Annotated in this window: 24 protein-coding genes and 1 tRNA gene; 14 read left to right on the top strand and 11 right to left on the bottom strand. The window is 67.4% G+C overall.

The features are described 5' to 3' along the window. The first annotated feature begins 12 nt into the window (after positions 1-12). From LX81_RS18740 to LX81_RS18730, 3 genes are read left to right on the top strand one after another with little or no spacing between them, the layout of a single operon-like run. Positions 13-1,026, top strand: a complete 1,014-nt coding sequence (locus LX81_RS18740) for an App1 family protein phosphatidate phosphatase (RefSeq protein ID WP_146259477.1) — start codon at positions 13-15, stop codon at positions 1,024-1,026. A 40-nt stretch (positions 1,027-1,066) separates the two neighbouring features. Then, complete coding sequence (locus LX81_RS18735; protein ID WP_111538822.1) at positions 1,067-1,984, top strand: DMT family transporter; 918 nt, start codon at positions 1,067-1,069, stop codon at positions 1,982-1,984. Between the two features lie 58 nt (positions 1,985-2,042). Further along, a complete protein-coding gene (locus LX81_RS18730) occupies positions 2,043-2,237 on the top strand; it encodes a hypothetical protein (protein WP_111538821.1) in 195 nt (64 codons plus the stop codon). Here LX81_RS18730 and LX81_RS18725 read toward each other — a convergent pair. Next, complete coding sequence (locus LX81_RS18725; RefSeq protein ID WP_111538820.1) at positions 2,234-3,103, bottom strand: branched-chain amino acid aminotransferase; 870 nt, start codon at positions 3,101-3,103, stop codon at positions 2,234-2,236. The genes LX81_RS18730 and LX81_RS18725 overlap by 4 nt on opposite strands. Positions 3,104-3,255: 152 nt before the next feature. Here LX81_RS18725 and LX81_RS18720 point away from each other — a divergent pair, with 152 nt between their 5' ends. From LX81_RS18720 to dxs, 6 genes are all read left to right on the top strand, one after another. Continuing rightward, complete coding sequence (locus LX81_RS18720) at positions 3,256-3,759, top strand: MarR family winged helix-turn-helix transcriptional regulator (protein ID WP_111538819.1); 504 nt, start codon at positions 3,256-3,258, stop codon at positions 3,757-3,759. Next, positions 3,756-4,469 (top strand): response regulator, encoded by a 714-nt coding sequence (locus LX81_RS18715; protein ID WP_111538818.1) that lies wholly within the window; start codon positions 3,756-3,758, stop codon positions 4,467-4,469. Before LX81_RS18720 ends, LX81_RS18715 begins: the two co-directional genes overlap by 4 nt. Before the next feature lie 41 nt (positions 4,470-4,510). Next, a complete protein-coding gene (locus tag LX81_RS18710) occupies positions 4,511-5,440 on the top strand; it encodes a histone deacetylase family protein (protein WP_111538817.1) in 930 nt (309 codons plus the stop codon). Next, positions 5,437-5,679, top strand: coding sequence for an exodeoxyribonuclease VII small subunit (locus LX81_RS18705; RefSeq protein WP_111538816.1), 243 nt, complete (start codon positions 5,437-5,439; stop codon positions 5,677-5,679). The genes LX81_RS18710 and LX81_RS18705 overlap by 4 nt, the downstream gene beginning before the upstream one ends. Then, positions 5,676-6,536 carry a polyprenyl synthetase family protein gene (locus LX81_RS18700; RefSeq protein ID WP_111538815.1) on the top strand — a complete coding sequence of 287 codons (861 nt, stop codon included), beginning with the start codon at positions 5,676-5,678 and terminating at the stop codon, positions 6,534-6,536. Before LX81_RS18705 ends, LX81_RS18700 begins: the two co-directional genes overlap by 4 nt. Before the next feature lie 82 nt (positions 6,537-6,618). Next, entirely contained in the window at positions 6,619-8,544 is a 1,926-nt protein-coding gene (gene dxs, locus LX81_RS18695) for a 1-deoxy-D-xylulose-5-phosphate synthase (RefSeq protein WP_111538814.1), read from the top strand. Between the two features lie 18 nt (positions 8,545-8,562). On the opposite strand, the gene LX81_RS18690 is transcribed toward dxs, so the two are convergent. The 6 genes from LX81_RS18690 to LX81_RS18665 form a co-directional block, all read right to left on the bottom strand. Next, on the bottom strand, positions 8,563-9,573 hold the full coding sequence (locus LX81_RS18690) for a cation diffusion facilitator family transporter (RefSeq protein ID WP_111538813.1): 1,011 nt from the start codon (positions 9,571-9,573) through the stop codon (positions 8,563-8,565). Between the two features lie 90 nt (positions 9,574-9,663). Continuing rightward, positions 9,664-10,992: a TrkH family potassium uptake protein gene (locus LX81_RS18685; protein ID WP_211322825.1), complete on the bottom strand. Its 1,329-nt coding sequence runs from the start codon at positions 10,990-10,992 to the stop codon at positions 9,664-9,666. Further along, on the bottom strand, positions 10,992-11,681 hold the full coding sequence (locus LX81_RS18680; RefSeq protein WP_111538812.1) for a potassium channel family protein: 690 nt from the start codon (positions 11,679-11,681) through the stop codon (positions 10,992-10,994). Before LX81_RS18680 ends, LX81_RS18685 begins: the two co-directional genes overlap by 1 nt. Positions 11,682-11,696: 15 nt before the next feature. Next, positions 11,697-12,578 (bottom strand): SDR family oxidoreductase, encoded by an 882-nt coding sequence (locus LX81_RS18675; protein ID WP_111538811.1) that lies wholly within the window; start codon positions 12,576-12,578, stop codon positions 11,697-11,699. After that, a complete protein-coding gene (locus LX81_RS18670) occupies positions 12,575-13,009 on the bottom strand; it encodes a DUF1810 domain-containing protein (RefSeq protein ID WP_111538810.1) in 435 nt (144 codons plus the stop codon). Before LX81_RS18670 ends, LX81_RS18675 begins: the two co-directional genes overlap by 4 nt. An 89-nt stretch (positions 13,010-13,098) precedes the next feature. Further along, on the bottom strand, positions 13,099-14,088 hold the full coding sequence (locus LX81_RS18665) for a DNA topoisomerase IB (RefSeq protein ID WP_111538809.1): 990 nt from the start codon (positions 14,086-14,088) through the stop codon (positions 13,099-13,101). Positions 14,089-14,189: 101 nt separating this feature from the next. On the opposite strand from LX81_RS18665, the gene LX81_RS18660 reads away from it, so the two are divergent. After that, complete coding sequence (locus LX81_RS18660) at positions 14,190-15,671, top strand: AMP nucleosidase (RefSeq protein ID WP_111538808.1); 1,482 nt, start codon at positions 14,190-14,192, stop codon at positions 15,669-15,671. Between the two features lie 228 nt (positions 15,672-15,899). Beyond that, on the top strand, positions 15,900-16,190 hold the full coding sequence (locus LX81_RS18655) for an HU family DNA-binding protein (RefSeq protein ID WP_111538807.1): 291 nt from the start codon (positions 15,900-15,902) through the stop codon (positions 16,188-16,190). A gap of 172 nt (positions 16,191-16,362) precedes the next feature. Here the strand turns inward: LX81_RS18655 and LX81_RS18650 are convergent, their stop codons facing one another. Continuing rightward, positions 16,363-17,454 carry a site-specific DNA-methyltransferase gene (locus LX81_RS18650; protein ID WP_111538838.1) on the bottom strand — a complete coding sequence of 364 codons (1,092 nt, stop codon included), beginning with the start codon at positions 17,452-17,454 and terminating at the stop codon, positions 16,363-16,365. Between the two features lie 92 nt (positions 17,455-17,546). After that, on the bottom strand, positions 17,547-18,191 hold the full coding sequence (gene rnhB, locus LX81_RS18645; protein ID WP_373280300.1) for a ribonuclease HII: 645 nt from the start codon (positions 18,189-18,191) through the stop codon (positions 17,547-17,549). Between the two features lie 410 nt (positions 18,192-18,601). Between rnhB and LX81_RS18640 the strand changes: the two genes are divergently transcribed. Further along, positions 18,602-18,889, top strand: coding sequence for a hypothetical protein (locus tag LX81_RS18640; protein ID WP_308418340.1), 288 nt, complete (start codon positions 18,602-18,604; stop codon positions 18,887-18,889). Then, positions 18,861-19,565: a winged helix-turn-helix domain-containing protein gene (locus LX81_RS18635; RefSeq protein WP_111538805.1), complete on the top strand. Its 705-nt coding sequence runs from the start codon at positions 18,861-18,863 to the stop codon at positions 19,563-19,565. The genes LX81_RS18640 and LX81_RS18635 overlap by 29 nt, the downstream gene beginning before the upstream one ends. Positions 19,566-19,637: 72 nt before the next feature. Here LX81_RS18635 and LX81_RS18630 read toward each other — a convergent pair whose 3' ends face one another. Continuing rightward, positions 19,638-20,132, bottom strand: a complete 495-nt coding sequence (locus LX81_RS18630) for a ferritin-like domain-containing protein (protein WP_111538804.1) — start codon at positions 20,130-20,132, stop codon at positions 19,638-19,640. A 122-nt stretch (positions 20,133-20,254) separates the two neighbouring features. On the opposite strand from LX81_RS18630, the gene LX81_RS18625 reads away from it, so the two are divergent. Beyond that, positions 20,255-20,330 (top strand) — tRNA-Trp (locus LX81_RS18625). A 145-nt stretch (positions 20,331-20,475) separates the two neighbouring features. Here the strand turns inward: LX81_RS18625 and LX81_RS18620 are convergent. Next, positions 20,476-21,402, bottom strand: coding sequence for a hypothetical protein (locus LX81_RS18620; protein ID WP_111538803.1), 927 nt, complete (start codon positions 21,400-21,402; stop codon positions 20,476-20,478). Positions 21,403-21,572 lie beyond the last annotated feature (170 nt).

Raw genomic sequence — 21,572 nt, 5'->3', positions numbered from 1 at the left:
GGGGAGCCCCGCGTGGCCGGGACGAGAGGATTGCACAAGCTGGCCTTGCTGGCCGAACGGATTTTTGACCGCGTGCGGCCGAACCGGGTCGTCGAGCGCCCGGTCCTCGACGCCTATCGCGGCTATGCCACGCCCGGCGGTCTCGTCCTGCGCGGCAGGGTGCTCGCGAGCCTGCGCCGGACCACGCCCGATCCGGGCCAGAGCCGGTGGCAGAACCTGCGCGAGATGGTCTCGCTCTTCTTCACCAACGAGGTCGCGAACGTGCTCGTCGAGGCGCCCGCTCACGGCGTCAGCACCCGCAGCGACGAGGAGGGCTATGTCATGTTGGATGTGCCCGGAGACGCCGCGCCCGGCTGGCAGGAGATCGACCTGCAGATCGCGGGCGATCCGGAGAGCCGGGTTTCCTTCCGCGCGATGGTCCCGAGCCGGGAGGCGCGGTTCGGCGTGATCTCCGATATCGACGACACGATGATGCACACGGGGGCGTATTCGCTCGCCCGCAATCTCTGGACCACGTTCACGGGCTCGCTCAACACGCGGAAGATCTTTCCCGACGCGGTGGCGTTGATGGACCACCTCTCGGGCGGCGGGCGCAATCCGGTCTATTACGTCAGTTCCTCGCCGTGGAACCTGCACAGCTTCCTCGAGCGGGTCTTCGACCGCGCGGGTCTGGTGGCGGGGCCGATGTTCCTGCGCGATTACGGCCTCTCGGAAGACAAGTTCTTCACCGGCACGCATGGCGATCACAAGGGCGATGCGATCGATCGGATTCTCGCCGCCAATCCCGATCTGCCCTTCGTCCTCGTCGGCGATACCGGTCAGCACGACGCGAGCGTCTATCACGCCGCCCGGCACCGGCACGGATCGCGCATCGCCGCCGTGATCCTGCGCGAGCCACGGCCGGGGCCCGATACGGAGAGCCACGCGAAGATCGAGGCGATGCGGAAGGAGGGCGTGAGCGTCTTCGACGGGCCGGATTTCGCGGGCGCGGCAGAGATGCTGCAGGCGCGCGGGATCGCGCCGTAGCCGTCTGGTATTCCGCCGTATACCGGTATAGCAGCCCCGCATGGCTCCCCTGCGCGGCATCTCCCTCATCCTCGTGGCGTTCACGATCCTGACCTTCATGTCGGCCTTCGTGAAGGCCGCGTCCGAGACCGTGCCGACCGGTCAGGTCGTGTTCTTCCGCGCGTTCCTGTCGCTGCCGATCATCGCGGGATGGCTCTGGGCGCGGGGAGAACTTCGCAGCGGGCTCTATGTCGGCAACCTCCGCAGCCACGTGGTGCGCGGGGTCGTGGGCACGGTGTCGATGGGGCTGGGCTTCGGCTCGCTCGCGATCCTGCCGCTGGCCGAGGCGCAGGCGATCCGCTTCGCCACGCCCGTCTTCCTCGTGGTCTTCGCCGCGCTGATCCTGGGCGAGCGGTTCCGACTGATCCGGCTCGGCGCCGTGGCGGCGGGGCTCGCGGGCGTCCTCGTCATCGTCGCGCCGCGGTTCGGGACATCCGACATGAGCGGCCTAGCGCTTCTCGGAGCGGGCATGGCGCTGACCTCCGCGGGGCTCGCGGCGCTGGCGCAGGTCATCATCAAGGCGATGTCGGGCACGGAGCGGAGCGAGGCGATCGCGTTCTACTTCCTCGCCACGGCGGCGGTGGGCGCGCTTTTCACGCTGCCCTTCGGCTGGGTCTGGCCCACTCCCTACGAAGCGCTGCTCCTCGCGGGATGCGGCCTCTTCGGCGCGGTGGGACAGATGTTCCTGACGGCGAGCTATCAATATGCCGACGCCTCGGCGCTGGCGCCCTTCTCCTACATCTCGATGATCTGGGCGACGCTGATCGGGTTCGTCTGGTTCGGCGAGGTGCCGGATTGGCCGATCTACGCGGGCGCCGCGCTGATCATCGGGTCGGGCATCGCGATCGTCCTGCGCGAGCACCAGCTGAACCGTGCGGAAACGGCCCGGCGCAAGCTGCGCGCGAAGGGAATGATGTAGCCGGCGGCGCAATACGCTATGATGGCGGGACAGGCGATTCACTCGAAGGAGGAACGAGATGTCCCGTCATGTTCTCGATCAGTCAGGTTCGCGGGTTACGACCCGGTCGCTCGCGCGGTGCTACGCGCTCGACCGGATGGCCCGGGCGGGCGAGCTGAGCCGGCGCCTCGTCCGGCTCGACCGCGCCGCGCCCGTCCGTCCCGCGCGGCGCCTGCCCAGGTTTCTCAGGATCGCGCGCGGGATCGAAGCCTAGCTCCGGACCAGCTTCTCGTAGGCGTCGGAGATATCGCGGGCCATGGCGCCGACCTCGAACGTGTAGTCGCCGATGGAGCCCACCGGGGTCACTTCCGCCGCCGTGCCGGTGAGCCAGCATTGCTGGAAGCCCTCGAGCTCCTCGGGCATGATGTGGCGCTCGTGGACGGGGATGTCGCGCTCGCGCAGCATCTGCAGCACGGTCTGCCGCGTCAGGCCGTTGAGGAAGCAATCGGCGAGCGGCGTGTGCACCTCGCCGTCCTTGACGAAGAAGATGTTGGCGCCCGTCGCCTCCGCCACGTAGCCGCGGTAATCGAGCATCATCGCGTCGGAGCAGCCCTTGGCTTCCGCCGCGTGCTTCGACATCGTGCAGATCATGTAGAGGCCGGCTGCCTTGGCCTCCGCCGGGATCGTCTCGGGGGAGGGGCGCTTCCACTTCGACAGGTCGAGCTTCGCGCCGCGGGTCTTGGCATCGCCGTAGTAATTGCCCCATTCCCAGGCGGCGACCGCGAGGCGGACCGGGTTGCGGGCGGAGGCCACGCCCATGTCGGGGCCGGCGCCGCGCCAGGCGATGGCGCGGACATAGGCATCGGTGAGCCCGTTCGCCTTCAGCACGGCGTCCTTGGCGGCGTCGATCTCGTCGAGCGAATAGGGGATCTCGAAATCGATGAGCCCCGCGGAGCGGACCAAACGCTCGGAATGTTGGCGGCCCTTGAAGATCTTGCCCCCGTAGCAGCGCTCCCCCTCGAACACGGAGGAGGCGTAATGCAGGCCGTGGGTCAGGATGTGCACATTCGCATCGCGCCATTCGACGAGCTGGCCGTCCATCCAGATCTTGCCGTCGCGATCATCGTAGCCGCCTGACATGGTTCTTCCCTCATTTCCTGGATATTACAAAAATAGGTCCATACCGGACACAAAGTTGCGTAAACTTGGAGGATCGGCTAACACCCGCCCCTTGGAATGTCAACAAAGCTGACTTAAACTTTGTTTATAATTTACGCAGGGAGAAAACCGCGATGTCCCAAGGCCATCACTCGAGGGGCGAGACGCTGCTCTTTCTGACCGACGCGCAGCTGCGCGCGGGGATCGAAGCGATGTTCTTCGCCTACCGCGGGTTCACGGCCGACCCCGACAGGATCCTCGCGCGCTACGGCTATGGCCGGGCGCATCACCGGGCGGTGCATTTCATCAACCGGTGGCCGGGCACGACGGTCAACAATCTCCTCGCGATCCTGGGCGTGACGAAGCAATCGCTGAATCGGGTGCTGCGGACGCTGATCGAGGATGGCCGCGTGGAGAGCCGCGTAGGCGAACGGGACAAGCGCGAGCGGCATCTTTACCTGACCGAGATCGGCCGCGCGCTCGAGGCGGAACTCGCGGAGGCGCAGAGTGCGCGGATGCGCGACGCCTTCCGCCGTGCGGGGCCGGACGCGGTCGCGGGATTCCGCGAGGTGCTCGAGGCGATGATGGAGGAAGAGCAGCGCCGGCAGTTCCGCGGCACGGCGGAGGCCGCCGAATGACGCATGCGTCCGACGCGCATCTTCTCATCGTCGACGACGACGAGCGGATCCGCGCGCTCCTTTGCCGCTTCCTCGGGCGGGCGGGCTTCTACGTCACTGGCGCGCGCGACGCGGCGCAGGCGCGGCGGCTGCTCGAGGGGCTCGATTTCGACCTGATCGTGCTCGACGTGATGATGCCGGGGGAGGACGGGGTCACGCTGACGCGGGACCTGCGACGGGCGCGGGCGATGCCGATCCTGCTTCTGACCGCGAAGGGCGGGACGGACGACCGGATCGCCGGGCTCGAGGCGGGGGCGGACGACTACCTCGCGAAGCCCTTCGAGCCGAAGGAGCTTCTTCTGCGGATCAACGCCATCCTGCGCCGCGTGCCTGCCGCCTCCGACAATCCCGCCCTGCCCAAGGTGCTTCACCTGGGCCGGATTCGCTACGATATCGGGCGGGGCGAGATGTGGCAGGGGGACAATCCCGTGCGGCTCACCGCGACGGAGGCGCAGCTCATGCGGATCTTCTCCGCCTCGCCCGGCGAGGTGGTGAGCCGGACCCAGCTCATCGAGGATCTGGGCCGCGGCGGCCCGGAGGGGGAGGGAGCGCAGGACCGGGCCGTGGACGTGCAGATCACGCGGCTCCGGCGCAAGATCGAGGCCGATCCGAAGCAGCCCCGCTATCTCCAGACGGTGCGCGGCGCGGGTTACCTGCTTGCACCCGATTGAGGGGGGCGTTTGACTGAACCCGGTCAGAGGCAGGGGGCGGCATGGGCGTGATCTGGTATTCGCACGAGGCGGGGCGCGGCCACGTGACGCCGCAGGGCCATCCCGAGCAGGTCGCGCGGCTCACCGCGGTGGAGCGCGGCCTGCGCGACGTGCCGGGGCTCGACCGGCGCGAGGCGCCGCGGGGCACGGAGGAGGACGTGCTGCTCTGCCATCCCGCGCGCTATCTCGAAAAGGTCCGGTCCGCGATCCCCGAAGAGGGGTGGAGACAGCTCGACGCGGACACGCATCTGGCGCCGGGCTCGCTCGAGGCGGGGCTCAGGGGCGTGGGCGGTTGCGTCGCGGCCGTCGATGCGGTGCTGGGCGGGGAGGCGCGGGCGGCCTTCGTCGGCTGCCGTCCGCCCGGGCATCACGCGGAGCGGGAGACGGCGATGGGGTTCTGCCTCTTCGGCAACGCGGCGATCGCGGCGCGCCACGCGCTCGAGCGGCACGGGCTGTCGCGCGTGGCGGTGGTCGATTTCGACGTCCATCACGGCAACGGCACGCAGGACCTGCTTTGGGACGAGAGCCGGGCACTTTTCGCGTCGTCGCACCAGATGCCGCTCTATCCCGGCTCCGGGGCCGCGTCGGAGCGGGGCGCGCACGGGCAGATCGTCAACGTCCCGCTGGATCCCGGCACGGGCGGGGCGGAGATGCGCGCGGCCTACGAGGCGGAGATATTGCCGCGGCTCGAGGACTGGGCGCCCGAGCTCGTCATCGTCTCCGCCGGCTTCGACGCGCATGCCGACGATCCGCTCGCCAATCTCGGCTGGAGCGAGACGGATTATGCCTGGCTCACCGAGCGGATCTGCGACGTGGCGGACCGGGTCTGCGCGGGCCGCATCGTCTCGACTCTCGAGGGCGGGTATGATTTGCCGGCCCTTGCCGCGTCCGTCGCGGTGCATGTCAACGTCCTTGAGGAACGCAGCCGATGAGCGACACCCCCGTCTCCGAGATGAGCTTCGAGCAGGCGATGGCCGAGCTCGAGAGGGTCGTGGGCCAGCTCGATTCGGGCGACGTGGCGCTCGACGAGTCAATCCGCCTCTACCAGCGCGGCGCGGAGCTGAAGAAGCGCTGCTCCGACAAGCTCGCGGAGGCCGAGGAGAAGGTCGCGGCGATCACCCTCGACGAGCAGGGGCAGCCCGCGGGCACGCAACCGCTCGATCCGAAGTGAGCTTCGCCGATCGGCTTCGCGAGGATGCCGGGCGCATCCAGTCCCGGCTCGACCGGGCGGTGACGGGTGCCGAGCCCGTCCATGACGCGATGCGCCATGCGCTTTCGGGCGGCAAGCGGCTCAGGGGCTTTCTGGTGATCGAGGGGGCGGCGCTCTGCGGCGGACCCGACGGGCTTGAGGCGGCGGCGGCGATCGAGGCGCTCCATGCCTATTCGCTCGTCCACGACGACCTTCCTTCGATGGACGACGATGCGCTCCGGCGCGGGCAGCCGACGGTGCACGTGAAATGGGACGAGGCCACGGCCGTGCTCGCGGGCGACGCGCTGCAGACGCTGGCCTTCGAGCTTCTCGCGGCACCCGAATGCCATCCCGATCCGGGCGTGCGCGTGGCGCTCGTCGCAAGTCTTGCGCGGGCGGCGGGGGCGGAGGGCATGGTGCTCGGCCAGGCGCTCGACATCGCGGCCGAAAGTGCTGTGGCGCCGCTCGACCTCGCGGCCGTGGAGGCGTTGCAGGCGGGCAAGACCGGCGCGCTCATCGAGTGGTCCGGCCGCGCGGGGGCGGTTCTCGCGGGCGCCGATCCCGCGCCGCTCGGCGCCTATGCGCGCGCGCTCGGCCGGGCGTTCCAGATCGCCGACGACCTTCTCGACGCGCATGGCGACGCCGCGGCGATGGGCAAGCGCGCGGGCAAGGACGCGGCGGCGGGCAAGGCCACCTTCGTCTCGCTCCTGGGTGTCGACGACGCGCGGGGGCGCGCGCACGCTCTGGTGGAAGAGGCATGCGACGCGCTCTCGCCTTACGGGTCTCGGGCGGAGACCTTGCGCGATTGTGCGCGTTTCGTGCTCGAACGCGACCGTTAGTCCCTTCGAAAAACGCGTCCGCCGATTTGCGCCGGGCGGCGGCCTTCTGTATCACGAAGGCCGAATTGGGAGAGCATCAGACATGACCGACCGCCCGAAGACCCCCGTTCTCGACCGGGTTTCGAACCCTGCCGACCTCCGTTCCATGAGCGACGAGGACCTGATCCGGGTGGCCGACGAGCTTCGTGCGGAGACGATCTCCGCGGTGAGCCAGACGGGCGGGCACCTCGGCGCGGGGCTCGGCGTCGTGGAGCTGACCGTGGCGCTGCACGCGGTCTTCGACACGCCACGCGACCGGTTGATCTGGGACGTGTCGCATCAATGCTATCCGCACAAGATCCTCACCGGACGGCGCGACCGGATCCGCACGCTGCGCCAGAAGGACGGGCTTTCGGGCTTCACCAAGCGCTCGGAAAGCCCCTACGACCCGTTCGGCGCCGCGCACAGCTCCACCTCCATCTCCGCCGCGCTGGGCTTCACGGTTGCGCGCGACCTCGGCGGATCGCCCGACCCCTCGCTCGGCGACGCGATCGCGGTGATCGGCGACGGGGCGATGTCGGCGGGCATGGCCTACGAGGCAATGAACAATGCGGGCCATCTGGGCCGGCGGATGTTCGTCATCCTCAACGACAACGAGATGTCGATCGCGCCTCCCACGGGCGCCATGTCCTCCTATCTCTCCCGCCTCTATGCGGGCGCGCCGTTCCAGGAGTTCAAGGCCGCGGCCAAGGGCGCCGTCTCGATGCTGCCGCCCCCCTTCCAGGAGGGGGCGAAGCGCGCGAAGGAGCTTCTGAAGGGGCTCGCCGTCGGCGGTACGCTTTTCGAGGAGCTGGGATTCTCCTATCTCGGGCCGATCGACGGGCACGACATGGAGCAGCTTTTGCCGATCCTGCGGACCGTGCGCGCGCGGGCGACGGGGCCGGTACTGATCCATGCGATCACGAAGAAGGGCAAGGGCTTCAAGCCCGCCGAGAGCGCGCGCGACAAGGGCCACGCCACGGGCAAGTTCGACGTCCTGACGGGCGAGCAGGCGAAGTCGAAGCCGAACGCGCCCTCCTACACCTCCGTCTTCGCGAAGGGGCTTCTGGCGGAGGCGGCACGGGACGACCGGATCGTGGCGGTCACCGCCGCGATGCCCGACGGGACCGGCCTCAATCTCTTCGCGGAACGCTATCCCTCGCGCTGCTTCGACGTGGGGATCGCGGAACAGCACGGCGTGACCTTCTCCGCGGGCCTCGCGGCGGGGGGGATGAAGCCCTTCGCGGCGATCTATTCGACGTTTCTGCAACGCGGCTACGACCAGGTGGTTCACGACGTGGCGCTGCAGCGGCTCCCGGTGAGGTTCGCCATCGACCGTGCGGGGCTCGTCGGTGCGGACGGCGCGACCCATGCGGGCGCCTTCGACGTGGCCTATCTCGCGAACCTGCCCGGGTTCGTCGTCATGGCGGCCTCCGACGAGGCGGAGCTCATGCACATGGTCGCGACCGCCGCGGCCCATGACGAGGGGCCGATCGCGTTCCGTTTCCCCCGCGGCGAGGGGACCGGCGTGGACCTGCCCGAACGGGGCGAGATCCTCGAGATCGGGAAAGGCCGGATCGTGGCGCAGGGAAAGGGGGTCGCGATCCTCAATTTCGGCGCGCGGATGAAGGAGGTCACGGAGGCCGCGGAGGCGCTTTCGGCACGCGGCGTGACCCCGACGCTCGCCGATGCCCGCTTCGCCAAGCCGCTCGATCACGACCTGATCCTGAAGCTGGCGGCCGAGCACGAGGCGCTCATCACCATCGAGGAAGGCTGCGTGGGCGGCTTCGGCAGCCATGTCGCGCAGCTTCTCTCCGACGAGGGGGTGTTCGACCACGGGCTCCGCTTCCGCTCGATGGTGCTGCCCGATACGTTCATCGACCAGGCCTCCCCCGAGGACATGTACGCCGTGGCCCGCCTCAATGCCGAGGATATCGAGGCGAAGGTTCTCGAGGTGATGGGGGTGGAAAGCCTCGGCCGCCGGGCCTGAGCCCCGCGGCGGGACGCGTCAGGCCTCCGCTTCGGCCTCCCCGTTGTCGGGGGTCGATCTCGCGCGGATCTCCTCGTGGCCCCGCTTCGATTGCACCTCGACATAGATCTTGCGGATGCTCTTCTGGTGATCGCGGATTTCAGCGTCGAGGCGGGTCACGATCTCCTCGATCCGGCCCGCCTGAACGTCGTCCTCGAAATCGAGGCTGACCGTCAGGAGGATGTCGTTCGGGCCCAGGTGCAGCGTGCGGATCTCGTTGATCCCGTCGATCTCGTCGTACCTGGCGATCCGCTCGCGGACCGCGTCGTAGAGTTCCGGCTCGGCCGATTCGCCGATAAGGAGACCCTTCACCTCGATCGCCAGCAGGACCGCGATCACGCCGAGAAGGATGCCGATCAGGATTGATCCGATCGCGTCGAAGGCATGGATCCCGGTGGCCCAGGCGAGGCTGATGCCCGCCGCGGCGATAAGGATGCCGATGCAGGCGGCGGAATCCTCGAAGAGCACGACGAAGATCGACGGATCCTTCATGTCCCGGAAATCGCGCAGCATGCCGCGACCGCGCCGCCGCTCGTTGAACTCCTTGAAGGCCACGGTCCAGGAATACCCTTCGAAGCAGAAGGCGAGGAACAGCACGCCGAGCGCAATGAGGGGGGATTCCACCCCGCCTTCGCTCGAGAAGAGCTTGTAGATGCCTTCGAGGATGGAAAAGCCCGCGCCGAGCGCAAAGAGGAAGATCGCCACGAGGAACGACCAGAAATAGACTTCGGACCCATAGCCGAAGGGATGTTTCTCGTCGGGTGGCCGCTTGGAGCGATTGATCCCGATGAGCAGGAAGACCTGGTTCATCGTGTCGATGATGGAGTGGATGCCTTCGGCCAGCATCGACGAGGAGCCGGTGAACAGCGCCGCCACGAGTTTCGTCACCGCGATCGCGAGATTGGCGAACATCGCGGCGAAGACCGTCTTCTTGCTGCCGTCCTGTGACTCCGCGTTGTCCCCGTCCGCCGTCCCGTTCGCCTCGGTCATCGGAAAGCCCTCACCGCCATGTCTGATCATCACGCAACGCACACGGCAACGTGAGGTTCAGTGCGGATTGAAAATCCCGATGCCGGCGCGTCAGCCCAGGTAGATCTGGCCGGGAGGGTAGCGGACGCGGGGCGCCGATTGCGTGGCGAGGAAGAACCCGAGCGCGAGCGGACCGACCCGGCCCACGAACATGATGATCATGATGACGACACGGCCCATGCCGTCGAGCGTCCCGGTCGCCCCCATCGAGAGCCCGACCGTGCCGAAGGCCGACGCCGCCTCGAAAACCATCGAGAGGAAATAGGTGTCGTTGTTCAGCGTCAGGAGGAAGATGCCGATGAAGATGACCGCCGTGCTCAGCGTGGCGAGTGCCAGGACCTTCTGCATCTCGCTCGTTCCGATCCGGCGCCCGAAGGCGTTGAGGTTCTGTGAGCGGCGGAAGAAGGCGATGGTGCCGAGGATGAGGACGATCGCCGTCGTCACCTTGATCCCGCCCGCCGTGGAGGTCGAGCCGCCGCCGATCACCATGAGCGCGATCGTCATGAGCGCCGTCGCGTCGTGCATCCCGGCCGTGTCGAGCGTGTTGAAGCCCGCGGTGCGCGGCGTCACCGCCTGGAAGAAGCTCGCCTGCAGCTTCGCGCCGATCCCCTCGAGGCTGCCGAGCGTGCGCGGGTTGCTCCATTCGAGGAGCGCGAACATCACCCAGGCGACGAGGATGAGGACGATCGTGCCCGATATCATCAGCTTCGAATGCAGGCTCAGGCGCCGCCAGCAGCGCTTGGCGAAGATGTCGGCGAGCACCACGAACCCGAGCCCGCCGATGATGAAGAGAAGCGGCACGACGATGGTGACGATCGGGTGGTCCACCCAGGTCGAGAGGCTGTCGGGATAGAGGGCGAAGCCCGCGTTGTTGAAGGCGGAGACGGAGTGGAAGGCCGCGCTCCAGAGCCCCGCGCCCCATCCGAGGTCGGGCACGAAGACGAAAGAGAGGAGCGTCCCGCCGATGATCTCGGCCACGAGCGCCACGCCGAACACGATGCGGGTGAGCGTGGTGAGGTTGCCAAGCGAGGTCTGGTTGAGATCCTCGCGCAGGATCATCCGCTGCGGCATGCCGACCGTGATCCCGAGCGCGGAGAGGAGCAGGACCGCGAAGGTCATGAGCCCGAGCCCGCCGAGCTGCATGAGGACCATGAGCACGCCCTGCCCGAAGAGGGTGAAGGCAGTGCCCGTATCGACGACGACGAGCCCCGTCACGGTAACGGCGGAGGTCGCCGTGAAGAAGGCGTCGCCCCAGCCCACGTCGCCGGTATTGGCGAATGGTAGTTTCAGCACGAGCCCGCCCAGCGCGATGAAGATGAAGTACATCGCCGCCAGCATGCCGGGGGGCGGCAGCCGCTTGAGCCAGTCCAGAAAGGCCATCAGAGGCTCGACGCGAAGGACCGCAGGTCGCTGCGGCGCCCGAGCACCAGGAGCAGGTCATCGGCCTGCAACTCGCAATCCGCACTCGCATCGCCGACGAACTTGGTGCCGCGCATCACGCCCACGCAGCGCAGGTCGTACTTCTCCAACTTGAGCGCGCTGATCCGCTTCGACGTCAGCGCCTCGGGCACGCGCATGTTGACGACGTGATAGCCGTTGCCGAGGCTCACGTAGTCGCGCACGAGCGGATTGTGCAGCGCCTGCGCGATCTGCCGCCCGACATCGACCTCGGGGTGGATCACACGGTCGACGCCGAGCCGAGACAGAATGCGGTGATGAGTGCGCGACGTGGCCTTCGCCCAGACTTTGTCGACACCGACGAGGCGCAGGTTCATCGCCGAGAGCACGCTCGCCTCGAGGTTCTCGCCCATCGCGACGAGGCCCGTCGCGCATTCCTGGATCCCGGCCTCGCGAAGCGCCTCCTCGTCGCGCGCGTCGAGGATCATGGCCTGGTCGAGTTCCTCCGCAAGGTCGGAGACGCGGCGCTCGTCCTGGTCGATGCCGATGACGTGGTTGCCGAAACGCTTGAGTTCGAGCGCGACGGTGGTCCCGAAATTCCCCAGGCCCACGACGACGAACATCGCGGAGGGGCCGGATTGCGGGCGGGATTTCTGCTTGTCGTTTGCCATGCGGGTCTGATCCGATCAGCCTTCGGTGGGGGGATGCGCGCCGGTCTCGGCGCGCAGCAGTGCCGCGAGCCCGTCGCGATAGGTGGGGTATTCGAGCGTCACGCCGAGTTCCGCGTGCAGGCGGTCGTTCCGCACGCGCTTCGATTCGGCGTAGAAGCTTCGCGCCATCGGGGACATCTCCGCGTCCTCGAAGGCGACCTCCGGCGGGCGCGCGACGCCGAGGAGGTCGGCCGCGTGGGCGATGACGTCCTGCGGTGGTGCCGGGTCGTCGTCGCAGACGTTGTAGACTGCGCCGGGGCGTGGCCGGGCGATGGAGGCCACGAGGACCCGCGCGATGTCGTCGACATGGATGCGGCTGAAAACCTGGCCGGGTTTCACGATGCGCCGCGCGGTCCCGTTTCGCACCTTGGCGAAGGGGCCGCGTCCGGGACCGTAGATCCCTGCGAGGCGGAAGATATGGAGCGGCAGGCCGCTTTCCGCCGCGAGCGCCCGCCACGCCGCTTCCGCCGCCACGCGCTGTTCGCCGCGGCGCGTGGAGGGGGCGAGCGGCGTCTCCTCGTCGATCCAGCCGCCGCCGTGATCGCCGTAGACGCCGGTCGTCGAAAGATATCCCACCCAGTCGAGATGCGGCGCGGCCGACGAGAGCGCGTCGCGGCACGCGCCGAGAACCGGATCGCCCGCCTCGTCCGGTGCGGCGGAGACGAGGATATGCGTGGCCCGCACGATCTCCGGCGCCGGATCGGTGCCCGGCCAGAGAAGCGGGGTCACGCCCTCGGATCGTATCTCCTCCGCCTTCTCGGCACGCCGCGTGGTCCCGGTGATCTCCCACCCGGCGGGCAGGAGTTGTCGCGCCAGGGCGCGCGCCGAATAGCCATGGCCGAACGAGAGAAGTCTCATGCCGCGATCCGCGCCGTCGTCTCCGGGCAGGGCGCATCGAAGAACGCGTCGAGGAGGCGGGCGAAGACCAGGGGCGCGGCGGGCAGGGCGGCGAAGAGCGTGGCGGAGCTTCTGAGCTTCATCGCGTCGATCGCGCCGAAGATCGCCTCGGCGGAGAGATCGCGATGGTCCAGCGTCAGCTCGCACATCTCGATGAGGCGCGGGCCCAGCACCGGATGGGAGAGGTAACGCTCCGCTTCGTCGAGATCGACGATCCCGTATCGATGCGCCATCGCCGACCGCCCGAGCCCGCGAAGCTGCGGAAAGACGAACCACATCCAGTGCGAGACCTTGCGTCCCCGCTCGATCTCGGCGCGCGCCGTCTCGTACGCACCCTCCTGCGCCTCGACGAAGCGGTGGAGGTCGTCGTCGGAGGTGGCGGCGGTGGACATGGCGCGAGAGTTGACGCGACCGCCCGGCCTTGGCAAGGCCCCCGCGTGATGGCTCGCCTGCGTCATGATGCGCGGAGGCAACGTTCGTTTCAGGCCTCGGGATCGAGAAGGTGGAGAAGGGCGCGCTCCGCGCGTCGCAATCCCCGTCGCGTCGACCCGGCGGCCGCGAGGTCGCGCCGCGCCTCCGCCTCCCAGTCCGCAAGCGCGATGACCTCGGGATGGATGTAGCTGTTCCGCGCGATCGCGGGCGTATTGCCGAGCCGTGCGGCGGCCGCATCGGCCATCCGCTTGATCGTCAGGCTTTCCTCCTCGAGCGCGGCTTCCATGGCGGCGGCGCTTCCGTTCCACGTGCGGAAGGTCTTGGCGGTGAACCCGTCCTGCCCGCTGATCTCCGCGAGGAACTCGTTCACCTCCGCCGAGGTGACCTCGTGCGCCTTGCCGTCGTCGTCGAGCCAGGTGACGAGCGTGGCGCCCGGCAGATCGTCGAGTTGATGGAGCACCTGCGCGAGCCGTCGATCCTTCAGGTGACGCTTGATGCGCAGGCCGCCCTTGCCGCGATAGTTGAGCGTCAATGCGTCGGGGGTCAGCGCCACGTGGCGCGGCCGCAGCGTGGTGGCGCCATAGGTGCCGTTCTCCGCCGCGTAGTCGCGATTGCCCACCCGAAGCGAAAGCCGGTCGATCATCGCGAGAACGGCCGCGGTCGCGACCCGGCGCTCGCCTGCTTCCCCGCCCAGATCCTCGCTGATGCGGCGCCGGATGCGCGGAAGCGCGGCGCCGAACCGGGCAAGATCGCCGTATTTCTTCTGCGCGCGGAACGCGGTCCAGGCTTCGTGGTAGCGGTATTGCTTGCGCGACCGGGCATCGCGGCCCGTCGCCTGGAGATGGCCATCCGCCTCGGGGCAGATCCAGACCTGCTCGTAGGCGGGCGGCACGGCGAGGGCGTCGAGCCGCGCGCGTTCGCGCCGGTTCTCGATCCGCGTGCCGTCGGGGGCGCGATAGCTGAATCCTCGCCCCGCGCGTCTGCGGCTGATCCCCGGGCGCGTATCGGGAAAATAGACGAGGTTCGGTACGTCCTGCATGATGCCCGCGGAACGTTCCGTGAGGGGGTGGGTTCCGGCCGTCCGTCTTGTCGGCCTGCGGCAATTTCGCTAGAGCCGCGGTACCTCCCCAAGGAGTTGCCATGCGCGCCCAGGACTCGCTCCCCGTCATCTCGCCGCCGGTCCCCGATCCGGAGGCCTTCACCGATCCGGCCGCCGCAGTCCGCCGGTTGCGCGAAATCTACGACATCGCGACCGCGTTCCTATGCGAGCATTTCGCCGGCGCTCTTTCGGGCGGGCGCCCGGAGGCCCGGTTCCGCGCCTTCTATCCGGAGATCCGTCTTACCACGACGAGCTATGTCAGCGCCGACAGCCGGCTCAGCTTCGGCCACGTGGTCGAGCCGGGGACCTATTCCACGACGATCACGCGGCCCGATCTCTTCGCCAATTACCTCCACCAACAGATGAAGCTCCTGATCGAGACGCAGGGCGTACCGATGATCATCGGCACGTCCAGCACGCCGATGCCGGTGCATTTCGCCGTATCGGGCCAGGGCGGCGTCGCCGTGCCGCAGGACGGGGTGATGGATTTCGCGCTGCGCGACGTGTTCGACGTGCCCGACCTCTCGACGACGCATGACGACATCGTCAACGGCCGCGGCTTCCGTCACGCCGACGGCTCCGCGCCGCTCGCGCCCTTCACCGCGCAGCGGATCGACTATTCGCTCGCCCGCCTTGCGCATTACACCGCGACCGATCCCGAGCATTTCCAGAACCACGTCCTCTTCACCAACTACCAGTTTTACGTGGAAGAGTTCGAGCTCTATGCCCGGATGGTGCTGGACGATCCCGAGAGCCGCTATACGGGCTTCGTCGGGCCGGGCAACGCGCGGATCGAGGATGGGCAGGCGCCGCTTCCCGCCCCGGAGAAGATGCCGCAGATGCCGTCCTATCATCTCACGGCGCCCGACGGGCAGGGGATCACGCTGGTCAATATCGGCGTCGGCCCCTCGAACGCGAAGACCGCGACCGACCATATCGCCGTGCTCAGGCCCCATGCCTGGCTGATGGTGGGCCATTGCGCGGGTCTCAGGAACTCCCAGCGGCTGGGCGATTTCGTCCTCGCACATGCCTATCTTCGCGAGGACCACGTGCTCGACGACGACCTGCCCGTCTGGGTGCCGATCCCGGCGCTCGCCGAGGTGCAGGTCGCGCTCGAGGATGCGGTGGAGCAGGTGACCGAGCTCGAGGGCTACGAGCTGAAGCGGATCATGCGCACGGGCACGGTCGCCACGATCGACAACCGCAACTGGGAGCTGCGCGACCAGTCCGGCCCGGTGCAGCGGCTCTCGCAATCGCGCGCCATCGCCCTCGACATGGAGAGTGCGACGATCGCGGCGAACGGCTTCCGCTTCCGCGTGCCCTACGGCACGCTCCTCTGCGTGTCCGACAAGCCGCTGCACGGGGAGCTGAAGCTGCCGGGCATGGCGTCGGATTTCTACCGCACTCAAGTCGCGCGGCATCTGCTTATCGGCATCCGCGCGATGGAGGCGATCCGGGAAATGCCGCTTGAACGGATACACTCGCGAAAGTTGCGTTCGTTCGAGGAAACGGCGTTTCTTTGATCGAACGGCCCTTCCGAGCCTCGAACGTCAGCCGGATCACGCCGAAATCCGCCGATGCACGGGGCCGATCCGGTCCGATCTGGAATTATTTGAAGAAAATCACCTGAAATCAGGTATCCCACCATTAGTTTTGCTTGATCTTTCAGCCACCAAGCGTTGTGTTGCCCCCATAGATAACGCTTATTCATCAAAAGGGCCGCACAGGCGGACTATCGAGGAGACAACCAAATGGCGACGAAACCGATGACGAAGACCCAGCTCGTGGCGGCTTTGGCGGAGAAGCTCGACAGCGACAAGAAGGCCGCGAACGAGGCGCTCGACGCGCTGACGGAGATCATCACCGACGAAGTGTCGGGCGGCGGCGCGGTGACGCTGCCGGGCGTCGGCAAGATCTACTGCCGCGAGCGGCCCGAGCGGATGGTGCGCAACCCCGCCACCGGCGAGCAGATCAAGAAGGATGCGGACAAGGTCGTCAAGATGACGATCGCGAAGGCGCTGAAGGACAGCGTCAACGGCTAAAAGCCGTCGAGCAGCGGTGAGCGAAGGCCGTCCCGATCGGGGCGGCCTTCGTCGTTTGCGCGACCCCGGACGCGAAAAAGCCCCGCCGGATCTCCCGGCGGGGCGAGTGGGCACCATGGCGGGCGCGCCTTGGACGGCGCGCCTCCGGCCACGGTGCCGGCGGCAACCTGTATCAGCCGAGCTCGGCGCGGATCTGTTGTCTCAGAAGGTCGATAGGAACGCGCTGTCCGTCGCGCACGAAACTCCAGTAGGTCCAGCCGTTGCAGGACGGCGCCCCGTCGAGTGCTGCACCCACCTGGTGGATGGATCCCTTGAGCCCGTCGACGACGAGCGTGCCGTCGGCGCGGACCTTCGCCTGCTGGCCACGGCCATTGACCAGCATCTCCCCCGGCCGGAGCATCCCGCGCTCGACGAGCTGACCGAAGGGCACGCGCGGCTCCGTCCGCTTGCCCGCCGTCACCTCGAGCGCGGTGCGGTCGAACTTCCGCACCCGGTCGAGACGGGCGCGCGCCACGTCGATATATCCCTGATCGCGCTCGATCCCGATGAAGTCGCGGCCGAGCATCTTGGCCACCGCGCCCGTCGTGCCGGTCCCGAAGAACGGATCGAGCACCACGTCGCCGGGATTGGAGGCACCGACGAGGACGCGATGGAGAAGCGATTGCGGCTTCTGCGTCGGATGCGCCTTTTCGCCCGCCGCATCCTTCTCCCGTTCATGGCCGTTGCAGATCGGCAGCACCCAATCCGAGCGCATCTGCACCCCGTCGTTCAGCGCCTTCAGCGCATCGTAGTTGAACGTGTATTTAGCCCCCTGGTCGCGGCCCGCCCAGATCATCGTCTCGTGCGCGTTGGTGAGCCGCTTGCCGCGGAAGTTCGGCATCGGGTTCGATTTCCGCCAGACCACGTCGTTGAGGATCCAGAAGCCCTGATCCTGCAGCGCGGCGCCGACGCGGAAGATGTTGTGGTAGGAGCCGATGACCCAGATCGCGCCCTCGGGCTTCAAGATGCGGCGGGCGGCCGCGAGCCAGGCACGGGTGAAGGTGTCGTAGGCCTCGAAGCTCGCGAACCGGTCCCACGCATCGTCCACCGCGTCGACGCGCGAATTGTCGGGGCGTCGCAGGTCGCCTTTCAATTGCAGGTTGTAGGGAGGATCGGCAAAGATCAGGTCGACCGACGCTTCCGGCAGCCCCTCCATGATCTCCGTGCAGTCGCCGCACAGGATCTCGTTCAGAGGCAGCCGTGCCGCCGCCCTGGTCTTCGTCATCATGCTGCCTCTACCCCCGTGCCTCTCCGGGCCGGTCATTCGTTAACCCGAAGATGAGCGAGGGGGGAGGGACGGTCAAAATCTTTTTGCGATCAGCGCGTCGACGTTTCTGCTTGATACAAGATATTGTGGATTGGGCGGAACGAACGTCTATGGTGAGGGGTGATACCGTGGCTTTTAAGCCCCACCAGATGCTCTTTGGTCCCGTATCCCATGTTCCGCTCCCAGCCGTAGCCGGGGTGATGTTGCGCCAAATCCACCATGACGCGATCCCGCGCCACCTTTGCCACGATCGAGGCCGCGGCAATGGAGAGGCTGAGCGCGTCGCCCCGGACCAGCGGCGTGCCGGGGCAGGGCAGATCGCCGGGGAGCCGGTTGCCGTCGACCAGCACATAATCGGGGCGGATCGGCAGCGCCTCCACCGCGCGGCGCATGGCGAGGAAGGTCGCCTGGAGGATATTGATCGCGTCGATCTCCTCGACGCTCGCCGATCCGATGCCAACCTGCGCCGCGCTTTCCAGCTCCGCGGCGAGGGCCTCGCGCATGAGGGGACGGAGCGTCTTGCTGTCCGCGACGCCGGGAGGCAGCGCCGTCTCGCCGAGGATCACCGCGGCGGCGACCACGGGTCCGGCGAGGGGGCCGCGACCGACCTCGTCGATCCCCGCGACATATCGGTATCCGTCCGCGCGCAGGCGTCTTTCGTGGTGGAGATCGGGCATGGGCGGGGAATGGCGCATCGGGGCGGTGGTTCGCAAGCGGGGAAGATGGGGCAGGGTGCTTTGACCCTGCCCCGATCCGGCTCACCGGGCCGAGATGTGCGGAATATGGCCAGTGAACCGGAGCGACGGGGCCGCGCTCGTGTCGGCGCTGCACCTCCATCGGTGTCCTGACCCGGAGGACCGCTGCCACAGGCCGCATCATGCAGATGCGCGGTCCTGCGACGACGGACCCGATCGGGCCGCGTTTCCTGACGCGTGGTGCGACTTGCGCGACCACATCCCGCACTCTCTCTGGCCGCGAACGGGAAAGCCGTGCAATATCGACGCGATGTTATCGGATGACGGGGCACTTCGGGGGCGTCGTCATCGCTTGTCAGGCCCTGTCGGGCCTCAATCGTAAGGGCGTTTTACCGCATGGACCGTGTCACGTGATCCCGAGAGCACTGCCCCTCGCCCTGATCCTCCTGTTCGCCCTGTCCGGTGCGGCGAGCGCGGAATGCTATGCCGATTACAAGGCTAGCCGAGGCGATGACCCGCTCGAATTGCAATACGGCGTCATTCGGCTGAACGACGCCGAATGTGCCAACCCGCAGGCGGCAATCGCCCGAAGGATCGGGGGCGATGGCTGGCAACTTCTCGCGGTTCTCGGCACATTCGACGAGAACGGCGCGAAACAGAGACAGGCCGATGCTGGCGCGTATTACCTCCGTTACTGAAAGTAGCCGCAACATCGGCCGGATCGCCGCCTTGGGGATCGCCGCCATCGTCGCCGTCCTGCTCGTCGCGGTGGCGGCACTGATCGTGAGCCTGCCCGACGCCAACGCCTTCAACGCGCGGGTGGAGCAGCTTTTCGCGGAGAATGCGGGGCTGACCTCCATCGACTCGATCCGCCTGTTGGAGATCCTCGCGCAATCGGGCACGTCCTTCTCGGAGGTCCTGGCGAGCTACCGGGTGATGATCCTCGTGCTCCTGGTCTTCGCCACCGCGCTCCTCGTGGCGGCGCTCGTCTTCCTCGTGACCATCGTCGCGCTCAGCCGCCGCATGGGCGAGATCGAGCGCGCGGGCATCCAGGTCTCCTCCCTGATGATCAGCCGGGAGGAGCGCACGGTCTATCTCAACAACATGGGCTTCGCGCTCACCGAGGCCGCGATCGAGACGCTGAGCGTGCTCGCCGAGGCGCGGATGGACGAGGACGTGCTGACGGGGGCGGAGATCGAGGCGATGGTTTCGGGCCGTGCGGCCGCCGATTGCGACGAGGCGGCGGGCGCCACGCGGATCAAACGTCTACGCGACGCGCTCGGCAATCAGATGGTGAGCGAGCTTCTGGTCAAGACGATCGCGCGGCGCGGCTATATCCTCGCCATCGACAAGAACGTGATCCGCATGGTGTGACCGCCCGGGCGCGGCAAAAAAAATCCCCCGCGACGGGCGCGGGGGAGAGGCGGGATCGGCAGGGAAGCGGGATCAGACGGCGGCGGCGTTGACCTTTTTGGTCGCGATGGCCGTCATGTGGCGGTCGCCATCCGCGGTGGCGTCGAGGCATTCCTGCAGCACCGCCGCGTCGCCGTCGAGGTCGAGGCGGTTGGCGAAGGCCGCGAGGCAGCCGTATCCGGCGAGCGCGTAATGCACCATCCGCTGGTATTGCGTGATGATCATCGCGTCGCGCACGTCGTCGCTGCCGAATTCCTCGTCGAGGGCGTGGGCATGGACCTCCTTCACGAGACCCTCCATCCCCTTGCAGAACTCCTCGGTGGGCTCGATGCCGTGGTCGCTGCAGAGCTTCGCGATCTTCTCCATCCCCTCGCTGATGCCGTTCTGGCCGGCGATCAGCGCCTCGCTCAGTTCCTTGTCGCTCGCCACGCGGCCGAGCTTCGTGGTCGCGTCGAGACTCTGGCGGTTCGCGCTGTAGATGTCCTGAAGCTGGTCGAGATAGACGTCCTTGAGGGAATTCATTGCCATTGGCATCCTCCGATCGGGTTTATTCCAGTCTTGCTCTTCAGAACGCGAAGTCCCCGTGGATGTTCCGCTCCGGCCAAGCCCCTTGACCGCCACCTCCGGCTGTCATACCCAGCGAGCGGCCTAGGGGTTTAGCTCAGTTGGTAGAGCATCGGTCTCCAAAACCGAGGGTCGTGGGTTCGAGTCCCCCAACCCCTGCCAGCGATCCGCCAGTTGACGTCCGACAACGGTTCTCCGTCTTTACGACAAAAAACGGATTTGAGTGCGATGGACCTGACGCTTATCTCGCCGCGTTCGACCGTGCGGACCTGCGGTTCCCGGCGGGCATCTTACCGCCTATATTCCCTCAAAGTCGCAGCGATAGCGCCCGTTCGACATCTGCCCGGAGATAGATCGGACCGTAATCCTCGCCGGCGGGTCGGAAACGCTCGACGCCGCGTTCCTTGATCAAGGACCTCACGGAGTTCCGGTGCAGACCGGTTTCGCGGATGATCGTGGAGATCGTCATGAACTTCGCATGGAATGCCGCGGCGTCTTCCTTCGTGATATAGACATGTACGCGGTGCGTCCTCGGGTTCGGGAGCGGCGTGCCCGATGTATGGCCATCATCCACGAGCCTCTGGAAATCAGCCCGGTTCCGCAATCCGATCGATCGGCCGAACTCGCCCGCGCTTGGGAACGCCGGTCTTTGTCGCAGAGACCGATGGTCCTTCAGGGTGTCGACGTCGTTCCTGCAAACGAAGATACCGGCATACCTTGCAAGATCGGGTCGATGCCCGACCCGCAATCGCTTCTCCTCGATCGCCTCGACGATCCTTCGCAGATCGACGCCAGTTCGGTTCGGCGCGCGGTTGATATGCTCCCAGTCTCGATCGGCCGGATCGATCCGGGTTGCATCGGCGAGCAAGAGGTCGAGGAGATGGGTTCCGTCCGACAGTCGCCACGGGAACCTGACCGTCGAAATGTCGATGCGTGGCACGAGAAGGCCGGCGTCGACGAGGGCCCGGAACTGCGGCAGTGTTGCGCCGATGGCGCGGCGCATCTCCTTCGGCCCGACGAGCGTCGGGATCTCGGCCAGCAGATCGGCGTAGGCCGCGGCGTCGAACGTCTTCCGGGTATCGGGCCGGTCGTCATCCGGCGCGATCGCGCCATGCCGCACAAGGAACTGCTCGAGGATCTTCGATCCGACGCCGATCTCGCGGGCGGCGGATCGCAGGGAATGAAGCCGCCGGGCCTCGAGCCGTTCGCCGAGCACGTCATCGCCGGCTGCCATTGGGCAGGTCGCGAGGAGCCTGTCGCGCATGAGGGCCCGGAACGGTGCGAAGTCCGGGTCGTCCCGCAGGTCGGTCGGCCTTGATGCTGTAACCGCCCCCCGACGGCATCGACGTGCCAGGGTGGGATCGCAACAATCCATTTTGGGAGGCGGTCATGTCGGAGATTACC

The organism is Palleronia aestuarii (assembly GCF_003253995.1).
In the GTDB taxonomy this organism is placed as follows: domain Bacteria; phylum Pseudomonadota; class Alphaproteobacteria; order Rhodobacterales; family Rhodobacteraceae; genus Palleronia; species Palleronia aestuarii.
Note: the sequence above shows the minus strand (reverse complement) of the source record. Positions and strands in the feature narration are given on the sequence as shown.